At 66.3% G+C, this 20,606-nt stretch carries 17 protein-coding genes; 11 read left to right on the top strand and 6 right to left on the bottom strand.

Going from position 1 to position 20,606, the window contains the following annotated elements; genetic code table 11:
- The first annotated feature begins 96 nt into the window (after window positions 1-96).
- A complete protein-coding gene (locus DK261_RS31045; RefSeq protein ID WP_101282750.1) occupies window positions 97-1,704 on the top strand; it encodes an MFS transporter in 1,608 nt (535 codons plus the stop codon).
- Window positions 1,705-1,737: 33 nt separating this feature from the next.
- On the opposite strand, the gene chrA is transcribed toward DK261_RS31045, so the two are convergent.
- The 4 genes from chrA to DK261_RS31025 all read right to left on the bottom strand — a co-directional run bounded on the left by chrA (window position 1,738) and on the right by DK261_RS31025 (window position 6,322).
- Entirely contained in the window at window positions 1,738-3,096 is a 1,359-nt protein-coding gene (chrA, locus tag DK261_RS31040; RefSeq protein ID WP_110177344.1) for a chromate efflux transporter, read from the bottom strand.
- The gene (locus DK261_RS31035; protein WP_110177341.1) at window positions 3,089-4,033 is read right to left on the bottom strand and encodes a chromate resistance protein ChrB domain-containing protein; all 945 of its coding nucleotides are present in this window, start codon (window positions 4,031-4,033) and stop codon (window positions 3,089-3,091) included. The genes chrA and DK261_RS31035 overlap by 8 nt, the downstream gene beginning before the upstream one ends.
- A gap of 174 nt (window positions 4,034-4,207) precedes the next feature.
- Entirely contained in the window at window positions 4,208-5,380 is a 1,173-nt protein-coding gene (locus tag DK261_RS31030) for a YbfB/YjiJ family MFS transporter (protein WP_256597619.1), read from the bottom strand.
- A gap of 219 nt (window positions 5,381-5,599) precedes the next feature.
- Window positions 5,600-6,322 carry a pirin family protein gene (locus tag DK261_RS31025; RefSeq protein WP_009049593.1) on the bottom strand — a complete coding sequence of 241 codons (723 nt, stop codon included), beginning with the start codon at window positions 6,320-6,322 and terminating at the stop codon, window positions 5,600-5,602.
- Window positions 6,323-6,544: 222 nt separating this feature from the next.
- Here DK261_RS31025 and DK261_RS31020 point away from each other — a divergent pair, with 222 nt between their 5' ends.
- Window positions 6,545-7,495, top strand: a complete 951-nt coding sequence (locus DK261_RS31020; protein WP_009049592.1) for a GlxA family transcriptional regulator — start codon at window positions 6,545-6,547, stop codon at window positions 7,493-7,495.
- A gap of 153 nt (window positions 7,496-7,648) precedes the next feature.
- Complete coding sequence (locus DK261_RS31015) at window positions 7,649-9,145, top strand: winged helix-turn-helix domain-containing protein (protein ID WP_110177527.1); 1,497 nt, start codon at window positions 7,649-7,651, stop codon at window positions 9,143-9,145.
- On the opposite strand, the gene DK261_RS31010 is transcribed toward DK261_RS31015, so the two are convergent.
- Window positions 9,092-11,908, bottom strand: coding sequence for a winged helix-turn-helix domain-containing protein (locus DK261_RS31010; RefSeq protein ID WP_110177337.1), 2,817 nt, complete (start codon window positions 11,906-11,908; stop codon window positions 9,092-9,094). The genes DK261_RS31015 and DK261_RS31010 overlap by 54 nt on opposite strands.
- Window positions 11,909-12,295: 387 nt before the next feature.
- Between DK261_RS31010 and DK261_RS31005 the strand changes: the two genes are divergently transcribed.
- Window positions 12,296-12,871: a flavodoxin family protein gene (locus DK261_RS31005; RefSeq protein ID WP_110177335.1), complete on the top strand. Its 576-nt coding sequence runs from the start codon at window positions 12,296-12,298 to the stop codon at window positions 12,869-12,871.
- A 30-nt stretch (window positions 12,872-12,901) separates the two neighbouring features.
- Window positions 12,902-13,726: an alpha/beta fold hydrolase gene (locus tag DK261_RS31000; RefSeq protein WP_101282744.1), complete on the top strand. Its 825-nt coding sequence runs from the start codon at window positions 12,902-12,904 to the stop codon at window positions 13,724-13,726.
- A gap of 94 nt (window positions 13,727-13,820) precedes the next feature.
- Here DK261_RS31000 and DK261_RS30995 read toward each other — a convergent pair whose 3' ends face one another.
- Window positions 13,821-14,246: an AraC family transcriptional regulator gene (locus DK261_RS30995; protein ID WP_009049587.1), complete on the bottom strand. Its 426-nt coding sequence runs from the start codon at window positions 14,244-14,246 to the stop codon at window positions 13,821-13,823.
- 277 nt (window positions 14,247-14,523) lie between these two features.
- Here DK261_RS30995 and DK261_RS30990 point away from each other — a divergent pair, with 277 nt between their 5' ends.
- The 6 genes from DK261_RS30990 to ycaC all read left to right on the top strand — a co-directional run bounded on the left by DK261_RS30990 (window position 14,524) and on the right by ycaC (window position 20,290).
- Window positions 14,524-15,513, top strand: a complete 990-nt coding sequence (locus DK261_RS30990; RefSeq protein ID WP_110177332.1) for an MBL fold metallo-hydrolase — start codon at window positions 14,524-14,526, stop codon at window positions 15,511-15,513.
- A gap of 35 nt (window positions 15,514-15,548) precedes the next feature.
- Entirely contained in the window at window positions 15,549-16,472 is a 924-nt protein-coding gene (locus DK261_RS30985; protein ID WP_009049585.1) for a LysR family transcriptional regulator, read from the top strand.
- A gap of 127 nt (window positions 16,473-16,599) precedes the next feature.
- Window positions 16,600-17,016, top strand: a complete 417-nt coding sequence (locus DK261_RS30980; RefSeq protein ID WP_110177330.1) for a DoxX family protein — start codon at window positions 16,600-16,602, stop codon at window positions 17,014-17,016.
- Window positions 17,009-17,638, top strand: coding sequence for an antibiotic biosynthesis monooxygenase (locus tag DK261_RS30975; protein ID WP_016703070.1), 630 nt, complete (start codon window positions 17,009-17,011; stop codon window positions 17,636-17,638). Before DK261_RS30980 ends, DK261_RS30975 begins: the two co-directional genes overlap by 8 nt.
- A 118-nt stretch (window positions 17,639-17,756) precedes the next feature.
- The gene (locus DK261_RS30970; protein WP_009049582.1) at window positions 17,757-19,595 is read left to right on the top strand and encodes an amidohydrolase; all 1,839 of its coding nucleotides are present in this window, start codon (window positions 17,757-17,759) and stop codon (window positions 19,593-19,595) included.
- Window positions 19,596-19,663: 68 nt separating this feature from the next.
- Entirely contained in the window at window positions 19,664-20,290 is a 627-nt protein-coding gene (gene ycaC / locus DK261_RS30965) for an isochorismate family cysteine hydrolase YcaC (RefSeq protein ID WP_009049581.1), read from the top strand.
- Window positions 20,291-20,606 lie beyond the last annotated feature (316 nt).

Raw genomic sequence — 20,606 nt, 5'->3', positions numbered from 1 at the left:
TGACCACCGGCTGACGCAACCCGCTTGCGTCGGCCGGTGGTCGTTGGCGATGAAAACGCCCGGATTGCACACCGTTCCCACGACTCAAGGACCGTCATGAAACAGACCCTCGATTCCTCCCGTAGCGCGGCCTCCCTGTCGCCCTGGAGCCCGCTCAAGCATGGCCTGTTTCGCGGGCTGTGGCTGGCCAGCATCGCCTCGAACATCGGCACCTGGATGCACGAGGTGGGCGCCGGTTGGCTGATGACCTCGTTGTCGGCCAGCCCGATGACGGTGGCGCTGGTGCAGGTGGCCGCCGCGGCGCCGATGTTTTTCCTCGCGCTGCCGGCGGGGGCGCTGGCCGATATCGTCGACAAGCGCCGCTACCTGTTGCTGGTGCAGGGCTGGATGGCCAGCGTCGCCATGCTCCTGGCGTTCCTGACCCTCAGTGGCCTGATGACGGTGCCCCTGTTGCTGCTGTTGACCCTGGCCATGGGCATCGGCACAGCGCTGATGATGCCGGCCTGGTCGGCCCTGACCCCGGAACTGGTGCCCGCCGGCGAATTGCCCGCGGCCATCGCCTTGAGCAGCGTCGGGACCAACGTGGCGCGCGCCGTGGGCCCGGCCATCGCCGGGGTCCTGGTGAGCCTGGCCGGGCCCTGGGCGACCTTTGCGGTGAATGCGCTGTCGTTCTTTGCGGTGATCGCCGTGCTCGCCTGCTGGCGGCGCGAGCCGAAGGTCGCGGTGCTGCCGGCGGAGCGGCTGTTCAGTGCGATCCGCGTGGGCTGGCGCTACGCCCGCAGTTCCCATCCGCTGCAACGGGTGCTGATTCGCACCCTGGCGTTCTTCTTCGGCGCCAGCGCCGGCATGTCCTTGCTGCCGTTGATCGTGCGCGGCGAGTTGCAGGGCAGCGCGACTCAGTTCGGCGTGTTGCTCGGCAGTGTCGGCCTCGGCGCGGTGCTGGGGGCGATGCTGTTGCCGCGGCTGCGCCAGCACCTGGCGGTGGATCGCCTGGTGGCGCTGGCCAGCGTGATCTACGCCCTGGTGCTGTTCGCCCTGGCCTGGCTGCGCGACTTCTATCTGTTGATCCCGGTGATGCTGATCAGCGGCGGCGCCTGGATCGCCGTGCTCTCGAGTTTCCAGGTGGCGGCCCAGACCTCGGTGCCGGCCTGGGTGCGGGCGCGGGCGCTGGCGGTGTATATCCTGATGTTCTTCGGCAGCATGGCCCTGGGCGGGTTGCTCTGGGGCTGGGTGGCCAGCCTGTTGTCCATGAGCCTTGCCCTGAGCGTGGCGGCCGCGGTGCTGCTGGCCGGGGTCGGGCTGACCTGGCGGGTCGGCTTGCCCCAGCGCAGCGCCGAAGACCTGGCGCCGTCGCTGCACTGGCCGCAACCGCTGCTCAGCGCCGACCAGGACCTGGAACGCGGCCCGGTGATGATCCGCCTGGAATACGACATCGCCCCCGAACACGCCCAGGCCTTCCAGCAGGCGATGAACCCGGTGCGACGCATGCGCCAGCGCAACGGTTCGTTTTCCTGGTGCCTGTTGCAGGACAGCGAAAACCCGCGCCTGTGGTGCGAGATTTTCTTCGACGAATCCTGGGTCGGCCACCTGCGTCACCACGAGCGGGTGACCCGCGCCGAACTGAAGATCGAAGCGGCCGCCCGCCGCTTCCAGAGCGACGGGGTGAAGATCCGCATCCGCCATTTCCTCAAGGGGCAGGGCTGAGGCCCGCAGCGTTGGCGGGCCGGCGCCTGTGCCCTAGCGCAGCAGGTGCACGGCCAGGCCCGCCAGCGCACAGGCCATCAGCACCTGGATCACGCCGCGCTTGAAGCGGAACAGGGCAACCGCCGCGGCCAGGGCGATCAGCGCCGAGGGCCAGTCGAGGGCGCCGCTGAAGCCGTTCGGCCACAGCACGTGGTAGCCGAAGAAGCACGCCAGGTTGAGGATCACCCCGACCACCGCGGCGGTGATCCCGGTGAGCGGCGCGGTGAACTTGAGCTCGTTGTGGGTCGACTCCACCAGCGGGCCGCCGGCGAGGATGAACAGGAACGAAGGCAGGAAGGTGAACCAGGTGACCAGCGACGCCGCGACCGCCCCGGCCAGGAACACCTGGTCGGCGCCAAACACTTGCGAGACATAAGCCCCGACGAAGCCGACGAAGGCCACCACCATGATCAGCGGCCCGGGGGTGGTTTCCCCCAGGGCCAGGCCGTCGATCATCTGGGTCGGGGTCAGCCAGCCGTAGTGACCCACCGCGCCCTGATAGACATACGGCAGCACGGCATAGGCACCGCCGAAGGTCAGCAGGGCGGCCTTGGTGAAGAACCAGCCCATCTGGGTCAAGGTGCCTTGCCAGCCGAACAGCGCGGTCAGGGCGCCCATCGGCAAGGCCCACAACAGGGCACCGATGAATGCCAGCAGCGCGAGTTTCAGCCAACTGAAGCGGGCATGCCCAGGGGCAGGGGTGTCGTCATCGATCAAGGCCGGGCCGAAGGACTTTTTAGCCGCACCGTGCCCTCCGACCTTGAACTTCTCGGGTGCCAGGCGACCGCCGAGGTAACCGATCAAGGCGGCCCCCAACACGATCAACGGAAACGGCACGTTGAAGGCAAAGATCGCGGTGAATGACGCCGCGGCTATCGCCCACAGCCAAGGGTTCTTCAGGGCCCGCGAGCCGATCCGGTGCGCCGCCTGTATGACTATCGCCGTCACCGCGGGCTTGATGCCATAGAACAGCCCGGCCACCACCGGGACTTCGCCGAAGGCGATGTACAGCCAGGACAAGGCGATCAGGATGAACAGCGAGGGCAATACGAACAGCGCGCCGGCAATCACGCCGCCCCAGGTCCGATGCATCAGCCAGCCAATGTAGGTCGCCAACTGCTGGGCCTCGGGCCCGGGCAGCAACATGCAGTAGTTGAGGGCGTGCAGGAAGCGTCGCTCGGAGATCCAGCCCCGGCGTTCTACCAGTTCCTGGTGCATGATCGAAATCTGCCCCGCGGGCCCGCCAAAGCTGATGAAGCCGAGCTTGAGCCAGAACCAGAAGGCCTCGCGCAAACCGACCGGCCCGGGCCTCGGCGGATCCGTTTCCAGCGCCGACTCGGAAACCTTACTCATGGGGTTGTTCCTCTTTCTCGAACTCGGCGAGCAGGCCGTCGAAGATGGCGCTGGCAGCGGCCAGCAGCTGGTCGTCATGGCTGATGGTTTCGCGCAGCCCGGCCAGTACCCGCTCGATGCCGGCAGCCTCCGCGGGCTGGATGCCGCCGATATCGAGGTAGTGCACCAGGGCCGCGAGACGATCCAGGCCGGGTTGCCGAAGGGCAAAACTGGCTTGCAGGGTTTCGAAGGTCACGCGGTTGCCGACATGGCTGAACGCTGCGTCATCGAAGTCGAAACCCAGGGCGTCGGCCGGGCAGTCCTGGGGCTGGTCCAGCCAGAGGATCCGCGCCTTGGGATCGATGAAGCGGCGGATCAGCCAGGCACTCGCCAGGCGGTCGACCCAGGGGCGCTTGCGGGTCGCCCAGGCACGGCCCTGATAGTCGCCCGGGCTGAGCAGGGTGATGGGCAGGTCGTGGCTATACGGCTCATCCGTCGACAAGGCCCGGCTGACCGCCGTCTCCAGCTCCTGCAAGGCGGCGTCGGTGTGCTGCTTCGGCTGGCCGGGGAAAAAATCGATGCTGGCCAGCTGATCGTAGGCTTTGCGCAGCTTGCGAATCTGCCGGGTGCTGGCCAGGGCATTCTGCGCCGTCAGTTGCCCCCGGCACTCCTCGATTTCGTTGCGCAGTTTGCTGTAGTCCTCGTTGCGGTCGAACAACCCGATAAAGCGTTCGCCGTTGGGGTCCACCACGGGCAGGACAAAGGCGGTGCCATTGAGGGCCAGGATGTCGCGCTCAACCGCGGCCAGCGTTTCGCGGCAGGTGGCGGTGTCCGGCAACAGGTAGGCACCGTCGCGCAACACCGCGGCCCCGGAGGCTTTCAGGGCTCGCCAGGCGCGCATGCGCGCTGTTGCATTCGCGGTCGGCAATCCGAGGATTAGCGCTAGCCAGTTATTCATGTAGTGACAGATCTGAAAAATGTAGATATTGCTACATTATTCTTGCGCGAAGGCATTGGAAAGGGATTTCACAGGCTCTTCGTGAATGGCGAGGTCCGCCGGTCAAATCCGAGGGCTCAATGAGGGGCTTTGATAACGCAAGTCGCCCACCGCGGCAGCGGTGGGCGACCTGTACTAGCGCAGCCGGCGGGCGGCGAGATCCAGCGCGATGGCCAGCAACAACGCCAGGCTGGCGATCACGAACAGCTGCTGATGATGGCCGCCGCTGGCATTGAAGATCAGCGAGTAGGCGGCCCCGGCCAGCGCCTGGAAGCTGGCGAAGGCCACGGTCGCGCGGCTCCAGGCGACCTGTTGGGCATGGGCGTGTTGCTTCAGTTCGTGGACCCGGGCCAGGGCCAGAGGCACGATGCCGGGTGGGAACGAGCCGACCAGTACCGCCAGCCCGCACAGCAGCCACGGCTGGCTGGTGATGCTCAACGCGCCCACCGCCAGCGCCTGCACGATCAGCACCCAGCGGATGCTGCGGCGGGCCCCGAGGTGGTCGGCGAGCATGCCGTAGACCATCGGCCCAAAGATCGCGCCGACCCCATACATCACCCACACCAGCGCCGCCACATGGGTGCCGGCATCGAGGCCGCGGGCCACGTAGTCCACCAGGAACACCATGGCCGGCACCAGCCCGGTAGCCATCAAGGCGTACTGGGCGAACAGCAGGCGCAGGCCACGGCCGGACGCCGGCTCTTCATGGTTGGCCGGCTCGCTGGCCTTCACCGCGACAGCGGGCTCGGGCTGGGTCTGCGGCCAGCAGAACCAGCTGGCGGCGGTCAGCACCGCGGCCACCAGCCCCAGGCCTAGCCAGGTGTCGCGCAGGCCCCATTCCAGCAGGGCCGGCACCAGGGTGCCGGAGCCGGCGATGCCCAGGCCGATGCCGAGGAAGATCGCGCCGCTGGCCGCGCCTCGGCGCGCTGGCGGTACGTGGGGCAGCACAGTGGACGCCACCAGCACCATGATGGCGCCGCCGGCGATCCCCGAGAGCAGGCGCCAGACGAAGAACCAGCTGAAGGACAGGGCCCAGGCACAGGCGAAGAACGACAGGGTGGCGACCACCAGCATCAGCCGCAGCACCCGCGGATTGCTCAGGCGCTTGCCCAGGGGATGGCCGATCAGCGCGCCGATCAGGTAGCCGGCAAGGTTGGCGGCGCCGAGGTAGACCACGTCGGCCTGGACGAACCAGTGGGCCTGGATCAGCTGCGGGATCAGCGGGGTATAGGCAAAGCGCGCCAGCCCGATACTGACCAGGCTGGCGCACAGGCCGGCGAAAATATGCAGCCAGACTGCATTACGCATGGGAAGTGTCGCGGTGGTAGGCGCTGACATGGGGGCGTCCTTGATGGGTGAGCGGTGGAAAGGGATGGGCTGGGGTGGATTCTGCAAGGTGGCGCCTGTGCGGCGGAAATCATCGGCATCGATAGCGGATATGCCTCGCCGATATCGCCTCAAACGCTTGCGGGGCCCTGGCTGTTTGCCAGTCAGGCCCGGGGGCGCAAACCCCCAGGCCAGTGCCGGTCAAGGCATCTCGGGCAGTTCCTGCGCCCGCAGATCGAACACCAGCACTTCGGCATCCGCGCCGTTGCTCAAGGTCAGTGCCTGTTCCTTGCGGACCCGCACGCCATCGCCTTCCTGCAAGAGCAGGCCATTGAGCTCGACCGAGCCGCGGGCCACATGCACATAGGCGTAGCGGTCGGCGTCGAGCTTCAGGGTGGCGCTTTCCTGGCCATCGATCAGCCCGGCATAGACCCGCGCATCCTGGCGCACCTGCAGCGAACCGTCGGCGCCCTCGGGGGAGATGATCAGTTGCAGGCGACCGCGTTTTTGCTGCGGGCTGAAATGCTCTTGCTGGTAACGCGGCCTGGCGCCGCTGACATCCGGCACTATCCATATCTGCAGGAAGTGCACAGGCTGGGTGGCCGAGTGGTTGTACTCGCTGTGGGCCACGCCGCTGCCAGCGCTCATCAGTTGCACGTCGCCAGGGCGGATCACCGAACCGGTGCCCAGGGTGTCCTTGTGTTCCAGGGCGCCTTCGAGCACATAGGAGAAAATCTCCATGTCCCGGTGCGGGTGCTGGCCGAAGCCCTTGCCGGCGGCGACCCGGTCGTCGTTGATCACCAGCAGGTCGGAAAAACCCTGCTCCCGCGGGTTGCGGTAGTTGGCGAAGGAAAAGGTGTGGAACGACTTCAACCAACCGTGGTTGGCGGCGCCGCGATCAGAGGCTTTGCGAAGGGTCAGCATGGGGGAATCTCCTGTCGGGACGGGAATTCGTCCGGTTGAGGAGAAGGCTAATGTTTACCCTGTGATGCAATAAGTAGATGGAAACTGAAAGACTGTCCCTTTCGGGTTGACAATTTTGTGCGCTGAATCACGTATTCTTGTCCGACGATCGCGCGCCGTCCGGGCATAATCTGCAGGGTCGGCGTTAGGCTTTTAACCCTTTGATATCAGTGATCTTTACCCATGAAAACCGTGGCAATGGTGCTGTTTCCAGACTTTCTCCTGCTCGACATGGCCGGGCCCATGGAGGTGTTTTCCATCGCCAATCGTTATCTGGAGCCGAAGGACCATTACCAGCTCTCGACGATCGGCACCGAGCACGGCCCGTTGCGCGCTTCCAACGGCGTCAGCGTCCAGGCCGACATGCATATCGACCAGGCGCGCGACAACTATGACCTGCTGCTGGTGCCCGGGGGGCCGGGGGCCTACAACGAAAAGCATCCACCCTTGCTCGACTGGCTGGCGGGAGCCGTGCGCCGCTCGGCCGTCTATGGCTCGATCTGCACCGGGGCCTTCATCCTCGGGCATGCCGGGTTGCTCGACGGGTTTCGGGTGACGACCCACTGGCACTACACGGAGCGCCTGATCCGGGCCTTCCCCAAGGCAACGGTGGAGACCGACCAGATCTTCGTCGAGGACCGCAACCTGATCACCTCGGGCGGGGTCACCGCCGGCATCGACCTGGCATTGGCGGTGGTCGCCCGCGACCACGGCAAGAAAGTCGCCCAGGACGTGGCCAAGGTGTTGCTGGTGGTGATGAAGCGCCAGGGCGGGCAGGCGCAGTTCAGCCCGTTGATGGCCACGGTGGCGCCGCAGGAAACGCCGGTGACCCGGGTGCAGAACCATGTGCTCGAACGCCTGGACGAAGCCTTCAGCATCGAGCGCATGGCCAGCCTGGCGAACATGAGCACGCGCCATTTCGCCCGGGTGTTCGCCCGGGAAGTGAACATGACGCCGATGGAGTTCCTGCAAAGCGCACGCATCGACCGCGCGCGGAACCTGCTGGAGACCAGCGACCTGCCGCTCAAGACCGTGGCCTACAAAAGCGGCTTCGGCAGCGTGCGCCACATGCGCTTTCTGTTCAGTGAAAAGCTCGGCCTGACCCCCACCCAGTACCGCGAACAGTTCAGCTAGTGCCGGCTTGTCCGTCTGGCGCACCGCGATGGCCGTGACGCTCCCTCCAGGGCGGTTGTACCGTCATCGCTGCCTGCCAAGATACTGGGGAATTCTTGGTAATGGAGGTGCGGGAGCCTGGCGCCAGGCCGGGTTTCCAGCACGTGGATGCGCATGAACAGCGTCAGAGACTTGAACAGTGATGCGGTGCTGCGGTTCGGCCCCTACGCCTTCCACCTGCGGCAGCGGCTGGTCCTGGACGGCGATCGGCCGTTGCGCATGGGCGGGCGTGCCCTGGACATCCTGCGGGTGCTGGTCGAGCGCGCCGGCCAGGTGGTGGGCAAGGACGAACTGATCGCCTGCGTCTGGCCGAACTCGGTGGTCGAGGACATCAACCTGCGCGTGCACATCGCCGCCCTGCGGCGCGCCCTTGGCGAAGGCCCGGACGGGCAAGGCTACATCATCAACATTCCGCAGCGCGGTTATTGCTTCATTGCCCCGGTGCTGCGCGAGGCGCAAGAAGAGCCGGTCGCGCTGGCCAGCCTGCACAAACCCCAACACAACCTGCCGGCACGGCTGACCCCGGTCACCGGTCGCGATCCGCTGGTCGGCAGCCTGGTCCGGCAGTTGCCGGTGCGCCGCTTCATGACCCTGGTCGGCCCGGCGGGGATCGGCAAGACCACGGTCGCGCTACGGGTCGCCGAGCTGCTGTTGCAGCACTACCACGACGGTGTGTGGTTCATCGACCTGGCGAGCATCGACGACCCGGCGCAACTGGTCGAGTACATGAGGCACAGCCTTGAACTGGACGCCGGCCTGGAGGCGCTGGCAACCCGGCATGCCTTGCTGGTGCTGGACAATTGCGAGCACCTGCTCGAACGCTGCCGGGCCGTGGTCGAGCAGGTGCTGGCCTCGGCGCCACGGCTGTCGATCCTGGCCACCAGCCGCGAACCGCTACAGGCTGCGGGGGAGACCGTGCATGGCCTGGCGGCCCTGTCGGTGCCGCCGGCTTCGGCGTTGCACAGCGTGGCCGAGGTCATGAGCCATTCGGCGGTGCAACTGTTCGTCAGCCGCGCCCGGGCCCGCCAGCAAGACTTTGCCTTGCGGGAACAGGACCTGGCAGCGGTGCGCGAAATCTGCCGACGGCTCGATGGCTTGCCATTGGCCATCGAACTGGCGGCGGCGCAGATCGACGCGCTGGCGCTGGTGGGGCTGCAAGCGCAGCTGGACAACTGCTTTCAACTGCTGACCCAGGGCCGGCGCACGGCCGTGGCGCGGCATCAGACGCTCAAGTCCGCCCTGGACTGGAGCTATCAACGCCTGAGCCGGCTGGAGCAGACCCTGCTGCAGCGCCTGGCGGTGTTCGACACGGCCTTCACCGTGCGGGCCGCCACCGACGTCATCAGCTGTGCGGTGCTGCGGCCCGAGTGCGTGGCCGAGGTCATGGCGCAACTGGCGCGCAAATCGCTGCTGGCGCTGGAGCAGGGCCAGGGCACGACGCATTACCGCTTTCTCAACACCACCCGCGCCTACGCGCTGGAAAAGCTCGAACACAGCGGGCAACTGCGGGTGTTCGAACGGCGGCATGCCCATGCCATCGGCAAGACCCGCTGGCTGTCAGTCAGGAAGGTCTCGTTGCAGCTCATCGAGCAATTCACGGACGCGGGTTAGGTCCGGCGTGGCAAAACCTTCGGTGAACCGGGCGTAGAGTGGTGCGAGCAGCTCATGGGCGCGCCGGGCCTGGCCCTGGCGCTGCCAGAGCCGGGCCAGCGAGGTGGCGCTGCGCAATTCCCAGGTCAGCGCGCCCTGGGCCCTGGCCACTGCCAACGCCTGGTGCAGCACCGCTTCGGCGGTGCCAGGCGCATTGTCGGTCAGCAGCGCCTCGGCCCTGGCGCGCAGGATCTCCGCCGTGCTCCAGCCGGCCGTGCCGCTTTCGGCCCGTTGCAGCAAGGCGTTATCGATGAAAGCGCCGTCCAGGGTCACCATGATTTCGCCGATCAGCCCGACGCCGGATTGCGTCGGCGAGAACTCAGGGGCGCCTTCGATGACCTGCGCATAGTGCCGGCCCCAGGTGTAGAACAGCAGCACCGAATGCTTCTGCGCCTGCTCCAGCAGCAGGCGCAGGAGTTCGCGGGCGGTCGCGGTGTCGCCGTTGTAGTGGGCGATCAGGCAGCCGGCCAGCGCCAGGGTGTAGCAGATGGACGTGCCGTGGTTGATCTGCAAGGCGATCTCCAGGGCCTGGCGCGCGGTGCGCCAGGCTTTTTCCGGATGGCCCTGCAACCAGAGGATCCGCGCCAGGATCGTCAGGGCGGCGACGCTCTGGTCGTACTGCACGCCAAAGCCGCGGGTGAAGCGGCTCAGGTTGCCGCTCTGGGCCATCAGCTGGATGACTTGCTCGGCCTTGTCCCGGGCCTGCGGTTGGTCGCCGGCAAAGTGCAGGGCCAGCACCTGCAGGCGCTGGGTGCTGAGGGACATTGCGTTGGCGCCGGCGTCGCGCAGCGCCAGGTGGTCGAACTGCCGGCTTTGCTCCAGGGCCAGTTGGTAGTGGCCGCAACTGAGGTTGACCGCCATGTGCCCGGACACCGCCTTGAGCTGGGCGGCCACATCGTCGCTGCCTTCGGCCAGGGTCCTGGCGGCGACGAAGGCCTCGATGGCTTCGGCGCTGTTGCCCTGGGTGTGGTAGCAGGCGCTGCCGAGCGCCAGCTTGAGGGCCTGGGTCAGGCGCGGGCAGGGCTGGTCTGTCGCGTGCAGCAGGGTCAGGGCCTTGCGCACATGGGCGCCATGTTCCTTGAGCAGCGACAGCTCCTGCCAAAGCGGCGCGGAGACAGCGGCCAGGCGGATCGCCAGCTGTTGCGGGCCCTGGGCATTCAGGCCCCAGTCGAGCGCCGCGCGGATGTCTTCCAGGCTGCGGGCGTGCCGCTCGACCCAGAGCGTCGAGGGGGTCTGTTCCCAATCGTCCTGGGCCTGGTGCATCAGGGCCAGGCAACGTTCGGCGTGTCGCCTGCGGGTAGCCGGCAGCTCGGCGGCCTGCTCGAGTTTTTCCAGGGCATAGCTGCGGGTGGTGTCCAGCAGGCGATAGAACACTTCCTCGTCGCCGACCTCCACGTTCAGCAGGGACTTGGCCACCAGCTGGGTGATCGAGGTAAAGACCACGCGGGCTTCGATGTGCTCGCCGACGATCACCGCCGCGGCCGATTGCAGGGTGAAGCCGCCCCGGAAGATGCCCAGCCGGCGCAGGCAGGCCTGCTCGCAGGCGCTGAGCAGCTCGAAGCTCCAGTCCAGGGTGGCGCGCAGGGTCTGATGACGGCCCGGGGTGATCTGGCCGCCCTGGGGCAGCAGGCGAAAGCTGCCTTGCAACTGGCTGAGCAAGCCGGCGAGCCCCAGGTTGCCGACCTGGGCGGCGGCCAGTTCGATGGCCAGGGGAATGCCGTCCAGGCGCCGGCAGATATCGATCGCCAGGGGCAGTTCGGCGTGGCTCAGTTCGAAACTGTCGTGGCTGGCCATCGCCCGTTCGACGAACAACTGCAGGGCCGAAAAAGTCAGGGCCTGGGCGCGGTCCAGCACCGCGATGGGCGGTGGGCAATCGAGGGATTCCAGGCGTTGCACGAATTCGCCCTCGGCCCGCAGGCTCTCGCGGCTGGTGGCCAGGACATGCACCTGCGGCGCCGCGCGCAGGATGCTTTCGCAGAGCGGCGCAATGGCGTCGAGCAAGTGCTCGCAGTTGTCGATCACCAGCAGCATCTGCCGCTCGCGCAGGAAGCTCGCCAGGCCGGCCACCGGTTCGCCGTCGTGCAGCGCCAGGTCGAGGAGGGTCGCCAGGTGGCTGGTGATCATTTGCGGGTCGTTGAGCGGCGCCAGGTCCAGCAGGCGGATGCCGTCGCGGTACTGGCCGATCAGCTGTTCGGCGACCCGCAGGGCCACGGTGGTCTTGCCGATGCCGCCGGGGCCGACCAGGGTGATGAAACGCTGGCGCGCCAGTTGCCGCATCACATTGTCCACCAGCACCTGGCGGCCGATCAGGCGGGTGCGGCGCACCGGCAGGTTATGCCCGCTCGGCTCGGCGGGAGCGCCTGCGGGGCTTTGCTCGAAACGCTCGGGGGAGAACGGCTCCAGGGAGAAGGGCGCGACGAAGCTGTAGCCGCGCTGGGCCACGGTGACGATGTAGCGCTGGCCGGCCTGGCCGTCGCCCAGGGCCTTGCGCAGCGCCGCCATGTGCACCCGCAGGTTGGTGTCTTCGACCACGCTCCTGGGCCAGACCCGGGCGATCAGTTGCTGCTTGCTGACCACTTCGCCGGCGTGTTCCAGGAGGATCAGCAGGATGTCCATGGAGCGGCGGCCCAGGCGCAAGGGCCGCTCGGCTTCCAGGATCAGGCGTTGCCCGGGGTAGATCCGGTAGGGGCCGAAATGCACAGCTTGTTCGGGGGCTAGGGTCAACGGCTCACTCCTGCTGCTTTGCTTTTTTCCAGTGTTTCCCGTGGCACCTGTGCGGGAAGGGCGGACGAAGGGCACGACCTTCTATCTCGCGGTTTTCGAGCATGTTCCTCAGGTTTCCCGAACAACGCAACGCGGCGCGGACGGGCGTGCATCCGGTGCGCTGACCGCAGCAATCTCCTTGCCAGCGATGGGGCCCGTATTCATTGGCCGCGGCTCTGGCGACGAGCGGGCAGGGGCCGTGCCCGCGCCACTGAAAATTAACAACGTTTAACTCGCCCTGTATCCGCCCTACGCCCAAAACTCCAGGTCTTCATGTCGCCGATCGAAGGGACGATCGTGCGTGCCGCGCGAAGAAAAAAGGGATGAACACGTCTGGAGGATGCCGGAATGAGCAAGGTGGTGGTGGTCTATCACAGTGGCTATGGCCATACCCGGGTCATGGCCGAAGCCGTGGCCCAGGGGGTGGAAAGCCACCTGAACAGCGCCTGCCGGCTGATCCCGGTCGAGGAGGTGCACGACCAGTGGGAGCGCCTGCACCAGGCCGACGCCATCATCTTCGGCGCGCCGACCTACATGGGCAGCGCCTCGGCGCCGTTCAAGGGCTTCATGGAGGCCACCGCGGCCTTCTACCTGGCCCAGCCCTGGCGCGACAAGCTCGCCGCCGGCTTCACCAATTCCGGTTGCCTGTGTGGCGACAAGCTCAACACCTTGTTGCAGATGGCGGTCTTCGCGGCCCAGCACTCGATGATCTGGGTCGGCCTCGACCTGCTGCCGGCGCGCTCCAGCATCGGGGTCTTCGATGGCCAGTTGAATCGCCTCGGCAGTTCCCTGGGCGCCATGGCCCAGTCGAATGTCGAACAGTCCCCCGAACACGCACCCCCGCTCGAAGACCGCCGCACCGCCGCGCACCTGGGCCAGCGGGTGGCGCGCCTGGCCGAGCGCCTGGCCCAATCATCGATTTGAGTCACCCAACCCCCTGAAGGAGCACATGCCATGAGTACATTCACCACCCGCGACGGTACCGAGATCTATTACAAGGACTGGGGCAGCGGCCAACCCGTCGTCTTCAGCCACGGCTGGCCGCTGAACAGCGACAGCTGGGAGGCGCAGATGATCTTCCTGGCGTCCAAGGGCTACCGGGTCATCGCCCATGACCGCCGCGGGCATGGCCGCTCCAGCCAACCCTGGTCGGGCAACGAGATGGACACCTACGCCGACGACCTGGCGCAGCTGATCGAACGCCTGGACCTGCAAAACGCGGTGCTGTTCGGCTTCTCCACCGGCGGTGGCGAAGTGGCGCGCTACATCGGTCGCCACGGCACGGCGCGGGTCGCCAAGGCCGGGCTGATTTCCGCAGTGCCGCCGCTGATGCTCAGGACCGCGGCCAACCCCGGCGGCCTGCCGATCGAAGTCTTCGACGGCCTGCGCGAAGCGTCGCTGGCCGACCGTTCGCAGCTGTACAAGGACGTCGCCAGCGGGCCGTTCTTCGGGTTCAACCAGCCTGGCGCCAAGCCGTCCCAGGGCATGATCGACTGGTTCTGGATGCAGGGCATGATGGCGGGCCACAAGAACACCTATGACTGCATCAAGGCCTTCTCCGAAACCGACTTCACCGAAGACCTGAAGAAATTCGACGTGCCGACCCTGGTGGTGCACGGCGACGCCGACCAGATCGTGCCGATCGAAGCCGCCGGCATTGCCTCGGCCAAGCTGGTCAAGGACGCGAAGCTGCTGGTCTATCCAGGCGCGCCCCATGGCCTGACCGACACCCACAAGGATCAGCTCAACGCCGACCTGCTGGCGTTCATCGAGGCCTGAGTGGTTCGGTAACCTGCGCCTGATCCATAAAAAACGCCGGGAGGTTTTTGCCTCTCGGCGTTTTTTATTGCCGGATCTCAAGCGTGTCGCGGCCTTATGCGCTCGCCTGGTTGAGGCAGGGGCGGGCGCGCAGGACCCGGCACCGCCAGGCGAACGGGTTGATGCCTTCGCTGTGGGTGAAGATGTGGCAGAAGTGCGCCTGGTCGCAGAAGCCGCATTCCAGGCTGATCTGCGTCAGGGTCAGGTCGGTGTCCTGGATCAGTTGCTTGGCCCGGGCGATGCGCTGGCAGCGGATCCATTCCTGGGGCGACAGGCCGGTGCTGCACTTGAAGGCGCGGGAGAAATGGCTGCGGGACAGGGCGCAGGCCCGGGCGAGCTCGGTGACTTCCAGGGTGCTGCTCAGGCCGTCGAGGATCATTTGCTTGACCAGGCTTTCGCGCCAGGGAGAAAGGCCGCCGGGGGTGGTTTTTCGGCTTTGTGGGGCGGGCGCCCTGACGGCGTTGTGCTGAGCGTGGGCCATGACGAAATTCCGTGTCGGTGGGCATGCGCCGACGCACCGCAGGGTGGGCCGGGCGCTTCCCGATTTAGAAAACAGGTCTGCGCAGAGGGCTTCATTCTTGGTGGCGTGGCGGGGGCTTGCGAGTTAAACGTTGTTAATTCCGTTAACCCGCAGGTGGGCAGTGGCCGCAACTGAGCACATGGCTGCAATTTTTGCGGCGCGCGGCCGGTGCATGATCGACCTTGTACGGCTGGCTCGGGAGTGGCCGTTTTTCTGACTCGATCAAAAAGGTGAAGGCATGACGCATTCTCTGCTGTGCACGCTGCGCGGAGCAGCCCTGGCATTGGTCCTGACATCGCTTGGCGCCCAGGCGCAGGCGCCGGTCCAGGGCACCCAGGTACCCGGTTACTACCGCCTGGCGGTGGGCGACTACGAAGTGACGGCGCTGTTCGATGGCTACAACGACCTGTCGCCGAAGCTGCTCCAGGGCATGACCCAGGGCCAGATCCGCGCCTTGCTGGCCCGCCGCTCGATCGAGACCCCGGGGGTACAGACCGCCTTCAACGCCTTTTTGGTCAACACCGGCAAGCAACTGATCCTGGTGGACACCGGCGCCGGCCAGTGCATCGGCGCCACCGCCGGCATGCTCACGGCGAACATGCAGGCCGCCGGTTATCGCCCGGAGCAGGTCGACGCCATCCTGCTCACCCACCTGCACCTGGACCACGTGTGCGGGCTGGTGGATGGCAAGCAACAACCGCTGTTCGCCAACGCCACGGTCTACGCCGCCCAGGCCGAAGCCGACTACTGGCTCGATCCGCAGGCGCTGGCCAAGGCGCCCGCCGGTGCCCGGGAGTTTTTCAAGATCGCCCAGGACTCCACCGCCCCGTACCGCGCCGCCGGACGCTTCAAGACCTTCGCCAGCGGCCAGTCGCCGGTGCCGGGCGTCGAGGCCCAGCTGGAAGCCGGGCATACCCCGGGCAGCACCACCTACCGCTTCACTTCCCAGGGCCAGAGCATCCTGTTCATGGGCGACCTGGTGCATAACCTGGCGGTGCAGTTCGAGCACCCGGAAGTGTCGATCCGTTTCGACGTCGACAACCAGCAGGCGATCAAGGCCCGGGCCAAGGTCTTCAGCGAGGCGGCCAGCAACAAGACCTGGGTGACCGCGGCGCACCTGCCGTTCCCGGGCGTGGGCCATATCGCCGCGGTGGATGGGCATTTCCAGTGGGTGCCGGCCGAGTACGGGCCTTACCAGCGGGCGGCCAAGGTGCCGATGATCGAGTGACGTGCGCTGGCTGAACACACAAGGGGACTGCCGCTATGAACCGTAACGATCTGCGCCGCATCGACATGAACCTGCTGGTGATTTTCGAGGCCCTGATGTTCGAAAAGAACCTGACCCGGGTCGCGGAAAAACTGTTCATGGGCCAGCCCGCGGTGAGCGCCGCGCTCGGCCGCCTGCGCGACCTGTTCGACGATCCGCTGCTGTTGCGCAACGGCCGCGGGATGGAGCCGACGGCCCGGGCGCTGGTGATCCTCAAGGAGCTGCAACCGGCGATGGACGCGATCTCGGGCGCGGTCAGCCGGGCCAAGGAATTCGATCCGGCGACCAGCTGCGACCTGTTCCGCATCGGCCTCTCGGACGATGCCGAGTTCGGCCTGTTCCCGCCGTTGTTGAGCCAGTTGCGCGAGGAGGCCCCGGGCATAGTCGTGGTGGTGCGCCGGGCCAACTACCTGTTGATGCCGGCCTTGCTGGCCTCGGGGGAGATCTCGGTCGGGGTCAGCTACACCACCGAGTTGCCGGCCAATGCCAAGCGCAAGAAGCTGCGGGACATCGGCTGCAAAGTGCTGCGTGGTGACAACCGCCCCGAGCCCTTGACCCTCGATGAATACTGCCGGCGGCCCCACGCCATGGTGTCGTTCTCCGGCGACCTGAGCGGCAATATCGACCTCGACCTGGCCAAGGTCGGGCGCAGCCGCCGCGTGGTGTTAGGTGTGCCGCAGTTCAGCGGTTTGCGGGCCTTGCTCGCCGGCACCGAGATGATCGCCACCGTGCCCGACTACGCGGCCTGTGCCCTGGTCGAAGGCTGTGCCTTGCGCGCCGAGGACCCGCCGTTCGCCATCGAGGCGGCGCAGTTGTCCATGGCCTGGAGCGGGGTGCACGACAACGATCCGGCCGAGCGCTGGTTGCGTTCGCGGATCGCCCAGTTCATGTCCGAGCCCTTGAAGATCCACAGCGCCTAGGCGCTGGCGATCGTGCCGGGCCCCGTGGCGAAGAGAGCACATGCGTTCAATTTTTCCCGCCCGCGCAGCGGCACCATGCAATCTCGGCGTTGACGCCGAGGACTTTTCAAATTGTGCGGGTGTGCCAATGAACGCTTCACTATGGGATGAACGGGCCCGGGACCTCGGGCTGCTGTTTTTGCGAGTCAGCGCCGGGCTGTTTCTGCTGTGGGTGCACGGCCTGCCGAAACTGCTCGACTACAGCGCTGAGCTGCAACGCATCGAAGACCCGTTCCAGCTGGGCGCCAACCTGACGCTGATGCTGGCGATCTTCGCCGAGGTGCTGTGCCCGTTGCTGATCGTCGCCGGGGTGGCGGTGCGCCTGGCCTGCCTGCCGATCCTCGCGGTGCTGCTGGTGGCATTGCTGGTGGTGCACCCGCAGTGGAGCCTGGCCGAAGGCCAGTTCGCCTGGCTGCTGTTGATCCTGTTCAGCAGCATTCTTATCGCCGGCCCGGGACGGCTGGCCCTCAATGATCGTTTCGCCGGAGCCTTGCGTTATGTCTGATTCCAATCGCCTCGAGGCCAGCGCGCGGCCGGACTCCGATGAGGTCGTGACGCTGATCGTCAAGCACCGGGTCAAGGCTGGCCTGGAAGCGCCTTATGAAGCCTGGTTGCGGCGCATTGTCGGGGTTGCCGGGCAGTACGAAGGGCACCTGGGCGTGGACGTGATTCGCGGCAAGAGCGGCGGCCTCGACCTGTTCACCTGCGTGCTGCGCTTTTGCTCCACCGAGGCGATGCAGCGCTGGCTCGACTCGCCGCAACGCCGGGCGCTGGTCGACGAAGCCGCGCCGATGCTGGCCGACGGCGACCAGACCGAAGTCCACCCGGTCCATGAATTCTGGTTTTCCACCCAGACCGATGCCGCCTCGCCACCGCCACGGTGGAAACAGGCGTTGTTGACTATGCTGGTCATTCTGCCGCACACCCTGCTGGTGCCGCTGATCTGGGGGCCTGTGCTGCAACTGAATGCCTGGCTTGGCAATTACGTGGTCGCCACTTTCCTGATCACCCTGACCATCGTGCTCTCGGTGGTCTACCTGTTCATGCCCCTGGCGACCCGGCTGTTCGCCCCCTGGTTGCAAGCCACTGTCACCGACCGACACCTGGAGCCCGGCCATGGCCAATAACGACGACCCGACCGATCCTCTGCGCCGCCACTTGCTCGCGGCCGGATCCTTGCTCAGCGCCGCGGCGGCTTTCTGGCCGCGCCTGTCCCTTGCCTCTTCCCATTCAGAAGGACATCCGATGAACGCCGATCTGATTCTGTTCAATGGTCAATTCCACACCGTCGACCGTGAGAAACCCCGCGCCAGTGCAGTCGCCATCAGCCAGGGGCGCTTCGTCGCGGTGGGCACCGATGCCGAGGCCATGGCCTTGCGCGGCAGCGCCACCCAGGTCATCGACCTCAAGGGCCGCACGGTGATCCCCGGCCTCAACGACTCGCACCTGCACTTGATCCGTGGCGGCCTGAACTACAACCTGGAACTGCGCTGGGAAGGCGTGCCGTCGCTGGCCGACGCCCTGCGCATGCTCAAGGACCAGGCCGACCGCACGCCGACCCCGCAGTGGGTGCGGGTGGTGGGCGGCTGGAACGAATTCCAGTTCGCCGAAAAGCGCATGCCGACCCTGGAAGAACTCAACCAGGCGGCGCCGGACACTCCGGTGTTCGTCCTGCACCTGTACGACCGCGCCTTGCTCAACCGCGCGGCCCTGCGCGTTGCCGGCTACACCCGCAACACGCCGAACCCGCCGGGCGGCGAGATCGTCCGCGACAGCAACGGCGAACCCACCGGCATGCTGGTGGCGCGGCCCAACGCAATGATCCTCTATTCGACCCTGGCCAAGGGGCCGAAGCTGCCGCTGGAATACCAGGTCAACTCGACCCGCCAGTTCATGCGCGAACTCAATCGCCTGGGCCTGACCAGCGCCATCGATGCCGGCGGCGGTTTCCAGAACTACCCGGACGACTACGCGGTGATCGAGCAACTGGCCCGGGAGCAGCAGTTGACGGTGCGCATCGCCTACAACCTGTTCACCCAGAAGCCCAAGGAAGAACTCACCGACTTCAAGAACTGGACCGGCAGCGTCAAGCTGCACCAGGGCGACGACTTCCTGCGCCACAACGGCGCCGGGGAAATGCTGGTGTTCTCCGCCGCCGACTTCGAGGACTTCCTCGAACCGCGTCCGGACCTGCCGCAGACCATGGAGCAGGAACTGGAGCCGGTGGTGCGGCATCTGGTGGAACAGCGCTGGCCGTTCCGTCTGCACGCGACCTACGACGAGTCGATCTCGCGCATGCTCGACGTGTTCGAGAAGGTCAACCGCGATATCCCCTTCAACGGCCTGCCGTGGTTCTTCGACCACGCCGAAACCATCACGCCGAAAAACATCGAGCGGGTTCGCGCCCTCGGTGGCGGCATCGCGATCCAGGACCGCATGGCGTTCCAGGGCGAGTACTTCGTCGATCGCTACGGCGCCAAGGCCGCCGAACAGACCCCGCCGATCAAGCGCATGCTGGCCGAAGGCGTGCCAGTAGGCGCCGGCACCGACGCCACCCGCGTCTCCAGCTACAACCCCTGGACCTCGCTGTACTGGATGGTCAGCGGCAAGACCGTGGGCGGCATGGAGCTGCACGCCGAAGGCCTGCCGCGGCAGACCGCGCTGGAACTGTTCACCCACGGCAGCGCCTGGTTCTCCTCGGAGCAGGGCAAGAAGGGCCAGATCAAGGTCGGCCAGCTGGCGGACCTGGCGGCCCTGTCCGCGGACTTCTTCAGTGTCGAGGAAGAGGCCATCAAGTGGATCGAGTCGGTGCTGACCGTGGTCGACGGCAAGGTGGTGTACGCCGCCGGCGACTTCTCCAAGCTTTCGCCGCCGATGGTGCCGGTGCTGCCGGACTGGTCGCCGGTGGTCAAGGTGCCGGGGCACTGGCGTCCGACCTCGCCGCTGGTGGCCCAGGTGCACCAGTGCAGCGGCCCGTGCGCGGTGCACTCCCACAGCCACGAGCGGGCGCGCCTGTCGAATGTGCCGGTCAGTGACTTCCAAGGCTTCTGGGGCGCCTTCGGCTGCTCGTGCTTTGCCTTCTGACGATCCACAACAGTGCCGGCCGCAGCGGCCGGCGCTTATAGCGACATCCACCCACCTAGGAGTTTCACATGAGCAACGTACCCTACAAACGTCTGGATATTAATGACGCCGTTGTCCTGCTGGTCGACCACCAGACCGGCCTGATCTCGCTGGTCCAGGATTTCTCGCCCAACGAGTTCAAGAACAACGTGCTGGCCCTGGCCGACTGCGCCAAGTTCTTCAAGCTGCCGACCATCCTCACCACCAGCTTCGAATCCGGCCCGAACGGCCCACTGGTACCCGAGCTGAAACAGATGTTCCCGGACGCGCCCTACATCGCTCGTCCAGGCCAGATCAATGCCTGGGACAACGAAGATTTCGTCAAGGCGATCAAGGCCACCGGCCGCAAGCAACTGATCATCGCCGGCGTCGTCACCGACGTCTGCGTGGCGTTCCCGACCCTGTGCGCACTGGAAGAAGGTTTTGACGTGTTCGTCGTGACCGACGCTTCCGGCACCTTCAACGAAGTGGTGCAGCAGGCCGCCTGGGCCCGCATGACCGCCGCCGGCGCGCAACTGGTCAACTGGTTCTCCGTGGCATGCGAGCTGCAGCGTGACTGGCGCAACGACATGGAAGGCCTGGCCAACCTGCTGTCGCAGCGTATCCCGAACTACCGCAACCTGATGAACAGCTACTCGGCATTCACTGCCAAATAAGCCTGGCGTTATCGCCGAGCTGAAAAAATGCCCGCCATTGTGCGGGCATTTTTTTGCCTCGCGGACAGCGCGATCCCTGTAGCCGCTGGCGTAGCCTGCAATCGGCGGCGTAGCCGTCGTAAAACCAGGTGATGTGGTTTTCCAGGCAGATCGCGGACTCAGGTTTTGCGGCAACTGCGTTGCCGTTCGCAGCCTCGCAAGCTCGGCAGCGGCTACACAGGCATCGCGGTCCCTGTAGCCGCTGCCGCAGGCTGCGATCGGCGGCGCAGCCGTCGTCAAACCAGGCGATGTGGTTTCCAGGCAGATCGCGGACTCA

The organism is Pseudomonas sp. RW409 (genome assembly GCF_003184125.1).
GTDB classification, from domain to species: Bacteria; Pseudomonadota; Gammaproteobacteria; order Pseudomonadales; family Pseudomonadaceae; genus Aquipseudomonas; species Aquipseudomonas chlororaphis_I.
Note: the sequence above shows the minus strand (reverse complement) of the source record. Positions and strands in the feature narration are given on the sequence as shown.

Excerpts from the sequence above, each read along its gene's own strand:
- DK261_RS31045 (WP_101282750.1), top strand. The coding sequence starts at position 97 with ATGAAACAGACCCTCGATTCCTCCCGTAGCGCGGCCTCCCTGTCGCCC.
- chrA (WP_110177344.1), bottom strand. The coding sequence starts at position 3,096 with ATGAGTAAGGTTTCCGAGTCGGCGCTGGAAACGGATCCGCCGAGGCCC.
- DK261_RS31035 (WP_110177341.1), bottom strand. The coding sequence starts at position 4,033 with ATGAATAACTGGCTAGCGCTAATCCTCGGATTGCCGACCGCGAATGCA.
- DK261_RS31030 (WP_256597619.1), bottom strand. The coding sequence starts at position 5,380 with ATGCGTAATGCAGTCTGGCTGCATATTTTCGCCGGCCTGTGCGCCAGC.
- DK261_RS31025 (WP_009049593.1), bottom strand. The coding sequence starts at position 6,322 with ATGCTGACCCTTCGCAAAGCCTCTGATCGCGGCGCCGCCAACCACGGT.
- DK261_RS31020 (WP_009049592.1), top strand. The coding sequence starts at position 6,545 with ATGAAAACCGTGGCAATGGTGCTGTTTCCAGACTTTCTCCTGCTCGAC.
- DK261_RS31015 (WP_110177527.1), top strand. The coding sequence starts at position 7,649 with ATGAACAGCGTCAGAGACTTGAACAGTGATGCGGTGCTGCGGTTCGGC.
- DK261_RS31005 (WP_110177335.1), top strand. The coding sequence starts at position 12,296 with ATGAGCAAGGTGGTGGTGGTCTATCACAGTGGCTATGGCCATACCCGG.
- DK261_RS31000 (WP_101282744.1), top strand. The coding sequence starts at position 12,902 with ATGAGTACATTCACCACCCGCGACGGTACCGAGATCTATTACAAGGAC.
- DK261_RS30995 (WP_009049587.1), bottom strand. The coding sequence starts at position 14,246 with ATGGCCCACGCTCAGCACAACGCCGTCAGGGCGCCCGCCCCACAAAGC.
- DK261_RS30990 (WP_110177332.1), top strand. The coding sequence starts at position 14,524 with ATGACGCATTCTCTGCTGTGCACGCTGCGCGGAGCAGCCCTGGCATTG.
- DK261_RS30985 (WP_009049585.1), top strand. The coding sequence starts at position 15,549 with ATGAACCGTAACGATCTGCGCCGCATCGACATGAACCTGCTGGTGATT.
- DK261_RS30980 (WP_110177330.1), top strand. The coding sequence starts at position 16,600 with ATGAACGCTTCACTATGGGATGAACGGGCCCGGGACCTCGGGCTGCTG.
- DK261_RS30975 (WP_016703070.1), top strand. The coding sequence starts at position 17,009 with ATGTCTGATTCCAATCGCCTCGAGGCCAGCGCGCGGCCGGACTCCGAT.
- DK261_RS30970 (WP_009049582.1), top strand. The coding sequence starts at position 17,757 with ATGAACGCCGATCTGATTCTGTTCAATGGTCAATTCCACACCGTCGAC.
- ycaC (WP_009049581.1), top strand. The coding sequence starts at position 19,664 with ATGAGCAACGTACCCTACAAACGTCTGGATATTAATGACGCCGTTGTC.